The 6,641-nt window shown below is 49.6% G+C and carries 5 protein-coding genes; 1 reads left to right on the top strand and 4 read right to left on the bottom strand.

Annotated elements, in window-relative coordinates:
• Nucleotides 1-242 precede the first annotated feature (242 nt).
• On the top strand, nt 243-602 hold the full coding sequence (locus ACFE7X_RS06830; RefSeq protein WP_375434923.1) for a hypothetical protein: 360 nt from the start codon (nt 243-245) through the stop codon (nt 600-602).
• 568 nt (nt 603-1,170) lie between these two features.
• Here the strand turns inward: ACFE7X_RS06830 and ACFE7X_RS06825 are convergent.
• From ACFE7X_RS06825 to ACFE7X_RS06810, 4 genes are all read right to left on the bottom strand, one after another.
• On the bottom strand, nt 1,171-1,512 hold the full coding sequence (locus ACFE7X_RS06825) for an integrase core domain-containing protein (protein ID WP_375434922.1): 342 nt from the start codon (nt 1,510-1,512) through the stop codon (nt 1,171-1,173).
• A 1,436-nt stretch (nt 1,513-2,948) separates the two neighbouring features.
• On the bottom strand, nt 2,949-3,683 hold the full coding sequence (locus ACFE7X_RS06820; RefSeq protein WP_375434921.1) for a hypothetical protein: 735 nt from the start codon (nt 3,681-3,683) through the stop codon (nt 2,949-2,951).
• 120 nt (nt 3,684-3,803) lie between these two features.
• Nucleotides 3,804-4,883: an NHL repeat-containing protein gene (locus ACFE7X_RS06815; RefSeq protein WP_375434920.1), complete on the bottom strand. Its 1,080-nt coding sequence runs from the start codon at nt 4,881-4,883 to the stop codon at nt 3,804-3,806.
• Nucleotides 4,884-5,112: 229 nt separating this feature from the next.
• Nucleotides 5,113-6,641 (bottom strand): hypothetical protein (locus tag ACFE7X_RS06810; protein ID WP_375434919.1); only part of this gene is annotated, 1,529 nt, incomplete at its 5' end.

Below are 6,641 nucleotides of genomic sequence, written 5' to 3'. Positions count from 1 at the left end.
AATCTGGCCGGCGAAACGTCGCTCTGCTCACGGTGGCGATGCTTTGCCGTTACTATCAGGTAAGCTTGGGAATCCTCCTCACAGATCTGGAATATTTACTAGAGGAAGGTATACACTAGTACGCTGCCGCTTGGTCTACCTTTCAAAGCTACTGTAGCCACGCTTTTACTTACCGCCTTTACCAGATTTGTTAAACTTATTATCTAGTCTAGCAGCTGAGAAACGCCTAAACTTGTCTTCTAATGGAGACGAATTCCTTACTAACCGGCCCTGCCTTCACCGCCCTGCTCGGCCGTTTGCGAAACGAACAGCCGGAAGGTAGCGTGTATTTGCACACTAACGTCGTCACCGACCGCTACTACCTACTAAGCGAGCAGAAAGAACTATTAGCCGAAACCGACTATGATACGGCCGCTTTCTACACCTTCGCTTTCCGGGCCCAGATCGCGGCAATCGAGGGCGATGATTTTCACGTAATTCTGCCTTTAGAGCACCTCGGGGATACGAGCGGCGTGCGGGATGCCGAATTTGCCCTCGAACTCATGAAGTACATTTCGGCGCCTCTACCGGGTAAGCGCCGCAGCAAGCGAGGCAAGAAATAATTCGCTGTTGTTGGCAGTAGTGATGAAGAGCATGGTGAGTGTGTCACACTTTACTCTGACTTCCTTTACCGTTCACTTGTCGAAGCGGAAGGTCTTGCTCCCAAATAGACGAGGGGCCATGCCCGAATTGGAACGTTGCCCCTCCAGCACCTTCTCCGACCTGGGAAGATTGCTCAAAGCGAAGATCAAGATTTATATACTAATATTACGAACCACTTGTAAAATTCATAGCCAATGCAGTTACTGCTTAAAGAGGACTGTGGCTGTTGCAGAACTCTAGGTCGCCCATTGTCTTTAGCATTTTATAGCTGGCGTTAGAGCCGCCGCCCCTAGTTTTAAGCTGAAAAGGCAAGGAACTAATGTGGTGGAGGGAAATTAAGTAGGGCGACAGCAAACAAAACACAATGATAGCTGGCGACCTAGAGTTCTGCAACAGCCACGACCGTTCTTAGAATGTAATATGCTAAGGTGAACGCTCACAGGAAGACTGCTAGCAATCAGTTTAGCAAACGCTTCCCTCGGCTAATATGAGGTGGTCTAGTTGAGCGGGACAGTTTAGGGTAGTTGGTTAAAGCAGTTGTTGGTGAGCAAGATACGGCAGTTGATAGCCAATGCTGGAATGCAGACGCTGGTGATTATAGTAGTCAAAATAGGTGGCCACACTGGCCCGCGCGTCGATTAAGTCGGTAAATACCGGCCATTCGCGGGCTTCGAGTTCTTCGGTTTTGAGCCGCGACCAGAGGCTTTCTGCCTGCGCATTGTCATAGCACTCGCCGCGCCGACTTTGCGCGCGTAACGCCTGGTATCGGTGCAGCAGAGCACGATAGGCGTTACCGCAGTACTGCCCACCTCGGTCCGAGTGCACGAACAAGCCAACCGATGGCTGCTGGCTGAGCAGCGCGCGTTGCAAGGCCGTGGTAACTAATGTTTATCGGAGTCTTTCATAGAAAAAGTAAAGAAAAAGCCAGATAATACAATATTATTGAAAAAGCAACAACACTCTTTGGGAAAATACAATTTTAGCTATCCCTGATTATTTCGGGGTTCGCCGTCGTCAACGAACAGGGCGAACGGATCGTTGATGAGTACAGCTGGTCGAGCACTCAAGCCCTCAGATAACCGGTAGTAGCCAATCACTAGGGCAACTGTTTTCTGTACCCTTTATATAAAGGAGTAGATCGTGGTGTTTCGCTTGGTACCGCCGGAGATAGCCTTCGCATTACTCGGCCCTAATCCTGCCACCTGCTTGATGAGGCTTCTACTTTTTAGAGGCACATTTGCACGCTTCTACTTTGGCAAGACGTAGCACCGTGCACAAACTTGAATTATCGAGGGAATGAACAAACTTCGTATCGTACCAGTATCATTTATTGCCTACAGGCATATCCATTCCCATCTTGACCAGTCAATACCCAGCACAATTAATTTTCACGCAATCTCGAAATTATGGAAATTCGTATTCCAATTAATCAATAGATTATAAGGGGCCCTTCTAACTTATCCAGCCCAAATTTATAATGTATGCCCTTGCCGTAAACCCATGCCTTCTTTAAGGTTGTTCAGGGCTCATATTATAATAATATATCCAATAACAGCACGAGCTTAAATAATAAATTGCAATAAAAATATCTAAGTAAGATTTATAATTAGCCTTGAATATTTTAAGTAAAAATACTTTTGCCAAGTACAAAACAAGGACAATTACACTTAAGAACATTCCAAATTCTATTCCTTCATAATTAAATGCACATTTAGGGCATAGTGTATATTGTTCTTGATAGGGGAATAAAATCAAGAGCTTAAATACAGCAACTAATAATGCGGTTAGATGTAGTATAAAGTTCAGTAGTGCACCTATTATTCTAGCCATTATACTTATGAAGATTTAGAAGCGCACGCCTTGGTGTCAGTTTACCAGTTTATAATATTATTCTTTGATATTATTACTGCATTGTCCTATTTATTGTTAGTAGTTCTCACAACAAAAAAAGTATACCATTGCCTAGCGATTAAAACTAACAAGTAAACGCTATCAATCAGTCTTTGTCGTTTTCTAGAAGCCAAATCGAGCGAGTCGATACCACTTTCCTAACAGGTGTTCAGTTCTTTATTTGAACCGCCGCTGCCCACGGTAAACAAACACGCCCAACTTGACTACATAATACAGGAAGAAGGAGAAGAACAGCAGGCCCAATAAGCCGGCAATAATGCTATGATCTTTTCTGTGAAGAACATACAAGACGATACAGGATAGGACAGTTAGGGCGGTCCAGTAATAGTTGAGGCGTGCCATGCGAATCGTTTCTTAAGTGCTCTGTTTAGTAGGTTGCCTCGTTCTGTCGACAGCTACTTCCGCGCTGATTCCGGGTTGATAAAGACCAGCCAGTTGGACTGACGGGCCGTTTGCGTTCGGCGATAGCCGAGCTTGACGACGCTATTGTCCTTGCGGTACCAGCCTTCATCCCAGTCGCCCATGTCCAGATATAATGCATTGCGGGCCCCTAACGCGCGCAGATCTTCGCCAAACTGGTACAAAGTGAGCGAATCCGAGGCACTCTCGATCACAGCAAATTGATGATTTGTAAGCTCCACCAGGGCCCGGCGCTGAAACAAGCTGCCGCCCGCCGGTTTTAGGTTCTGCCCTTGGTAAACGAGCAACTCTTGCAAGAGCAGGGTTCCGTTCTGACGACGGACTTGCTCGAGTAGCGCGTGCGGCGGCGTCTGCCCTGGAGCAATGCGCGTCAAGGTCAGCGTTGTATTCACAATCGTTAAGACGCCATCGAGCCAGCCCACCTTGACCCGGGCTTGCCGGAGTTGTCCCTGATCCACGAGCAGATCCAGGGGCTGATTGGTTTGCAAGTCGGTATAGGCCGCAGCCACACTGAGCTGGCACTCACTCTGATCGAGGTTCGGGAGGCGCGTGACCACCTGAATGGCCAGGCGACCCGGATAAAAAAGGGTGTACTGCCGACCTGAGGCAACCGTGCGCTGTTCCACCCGCACGGTGGGGGCCGGGTGGGAACGACAGCCGAGTAAAGACAGCAGCAGCGAGAGTAAGATGGCTGTGGGGAAGCCTTTCATCGGGGTAGCAAGCAAAGGAGCGGTAGTGTTCCGACAAGATAGCCGCCGGGGAGTTGGCGGGCGCTAGAACCGGCGCCAGCAAGTCGGCCAGCGTTGCTAGCCGCTGGCACGGGATATCTTCTACTCGAGCACGCGAACCACTTGATTCTTGGTATCGGTGATGTAGATTTTATGACCCGGCCCCCCAGTGGCAACGCCGAACGGAAATTCGAAGCGGGCGTCAGCTCCCACCGCGTCCTGACTGCCCCAGTGCAGCGCCTGCCCGGCCACCGTTGTTACCGCCCCAGTGGGCGTGACGCACCGAATGGTGGAGTTGAGGTGATCCACCACATAGACTTGGCCCTGCTCGCCGACAGCAATCCCGTTGGGCCAATGAAAGCGGGCCGCCGCGCCTGGGCCATCGGTGTGGCCCTTTTTGCCGCCGACGCCGGCCAGCGTGCGCACGCCCTCGCGCGGGTCAACTACCCGAACGGTATGGTTGCCGTTGTCGACCACGTAGAGCACGCCCTGCGGCGAGAGGGCCACGCCGGAGGGATGGAAAAAGCGGGCGTTCGGACGCGCTCCGTCGACGGAGCCTTTGTGCCCGGCCACGCCGGCCCAGGTACTGACCTGGCCCGTGGGCGTGATATGTCGAACAAGGTGGTTGTTGGTATCGGCCACGTAGAGCGCCCCATCAGGGGCCACGGTGAGGCTGTGCGGGGAGTTGAAGCGAGCGGCCGAGCCTACCCCATCGATGCTGCCCTTCGCGCCGGCTGTGCCCGCTACTGTGGTCACTACGCCCGCCGCGGTCACTTTGCGGATCGTATGGTTACCCGCATCGGTCACGTACAAGATCCCGTGCGCATCGAGGGCAAGCCCGACCGGGGAGAAAAAGCGGGCGGCTGCCCCCGTCCCGTCGAGGCTGCCCGACTGGCCCGCTGCGCCGGCCAGGGTCGTAACCACCCCGGCGGGCGTGATGCAACGGATCGTGTGGTTGCCCGCATCCGCCACGTACAGAGTGCCATCGGGGGCGATGGCAATACCCATGGGCCGGTTGAAGCGGGCCGCAGTCCCGGTGCCATCGGTGCTGCCCACCTGCTTGACCAGCCCGACGAGCGTTTTCACGGCCGCCGGGGATTGTCCCTGCACGGGTAGCCCCCACCCGAATAGAAAGAAACAGCCGACAACAAATTGGAGTATAGCCGAGGCACGAGCATGCATAAGCGTAGAGGAGCAGTTAACAAAGCGAAAGTAAGCTTAGCGCCTACACTCACCACCCAAGGGAAAGAGAGGAAAGCAAGAGAACGCTCTTTCAAAACGGAAGAGGCAAGTCTGTTTTCCTTAAAAAGAGGACATGAGGTTACAGACTAAGGAGCACCGTTGTTAGTATGTAACTCTTATATACAAGTGAACTAACACCAACTTGGCGATAAATTATATTGCAATCATCCTAAGCAAACGCCCAATCTTCATCACGAGCGATAGTGCCAACAGGGACAATTTTAGAAGCGGTGTCAGTGTGACATATTTGCTCAGCTGCCATTAGCAAAAATGATGGAAAATCTTCGGGACGGGCAGCTATTGTTTTAGCCACATTCAAGTCAAGCGTGAAGCGGAACCCTGTTGCCAACTGATTGCTCCAATATTCATCTTGCACTATATCTTGCTTATATCCTCTTTGTATTAGACTCAGATAGGTATCCGGGTCATCAGTTCTTGAAAACAGGGTTCTGGTAGCGAACCATTGGCAAACGTCTAAAACTTTTGGGTCATACCCAGTATAATTAAGCAGTCTTGTCCGATATAGCTCATGTTCAGCGTCTGTCTCCAGCCTCACAGCTACGCACAGCACAGTTCTTTCAGATATGTTTTCTGGAAGAGCATTAACCAATTCTTGGCTTTTCGGTTTGTTCCGCTGACCTGGGCCTTTCCACATATTTGCTTGAATAGCATCAAACAGCTTATACCATTCCTTATCTGGTAAACCTACTAGTAAAGGGTCAAGATCATTAAGCAGGCTTTTAACGACGGCAGGAGTGGCCCAGGTAAATAAGACTAGTAGAAAAAGCATTGTTTCCTCTTGGGAATTTATGAATTCAAGCTGCTTGTTCCACCACGCAACCGAACTATTATGCTCAGTCGCATATCGCACCCTTTGGCAAAGGGATTTATCCGAATCAAAAAGAGCATTATATTCTTTGCTAATTGGTTCTTTTAATTTCAACGTGGCAGCAGCATTAACTGCAAAGAGCTTTAATGCCCAGACATCTCCAAATTCCTGTTGGATAGCTTGAGTAAGTCTCTCCCAAGGAGCTAGCTCGTGAGTCCATTCGGATACAGTGAGTTCGGCTAATTCCTCAGCTAATGCTGAAAACTTGTCGCATTTGTTAGAAAGTAAATAGCCGGGTTGAGGAAAAGCTTCATTCTCAGTTTTGCTTCTTCCCCAACCCGAATGAAGCCAACTATCGCTAAGTTTTCCTGATGATGAGCGATGTGAAGGTGATGTGTATTTAGAGCGATTTATCAAGCTAGTGAATAGCTCTAATGAATAAGGATTTTTCCTAATCCTACTATTTCCAAAGTCTTCCCCACTGTCGAGTACATACTTGACAGTTCGCTCATAAATTTCACTTGAGATTTCCAATGCATCCCACCTCTTTGCTTTGATGAAGACACGAATGCGCTCGTTTAAATAGTCATTATCGTTTAAGTATACTGCCAGCTCTTGTACGGGGAGCTTATTTAGTACACTAAGTCTCAGACCATATTGTAACCACCTAGTAAGGCTATTGCCACTGAAAGAGTTAGCACGAGTGCTCCATTTACTCTGTGCATCTTCCGGTGAAGTATTTAATTCAATGACGCGAACTAAGTCATAGGCGTAATCTAGGGGGGGAGTGGTGTCAAGTAATGAGAAGCACTTTTGAGGTGGTCTAGCTAAGCTGGACACAACTGGGACGTTGTTTGAAGGTGGATTTC

Source organism: uncultured Hymenobacter sp. (genome assembly GCF_964242765.1).
Lineage (GTDB): Bacteria > Bacteroidota > Bacteroidia > Cytophagales > Hymenobacteraceae > Hymenobacter.
This window is presented reverse-complemented; position numbering and strand designations above follow the sequence as displayed.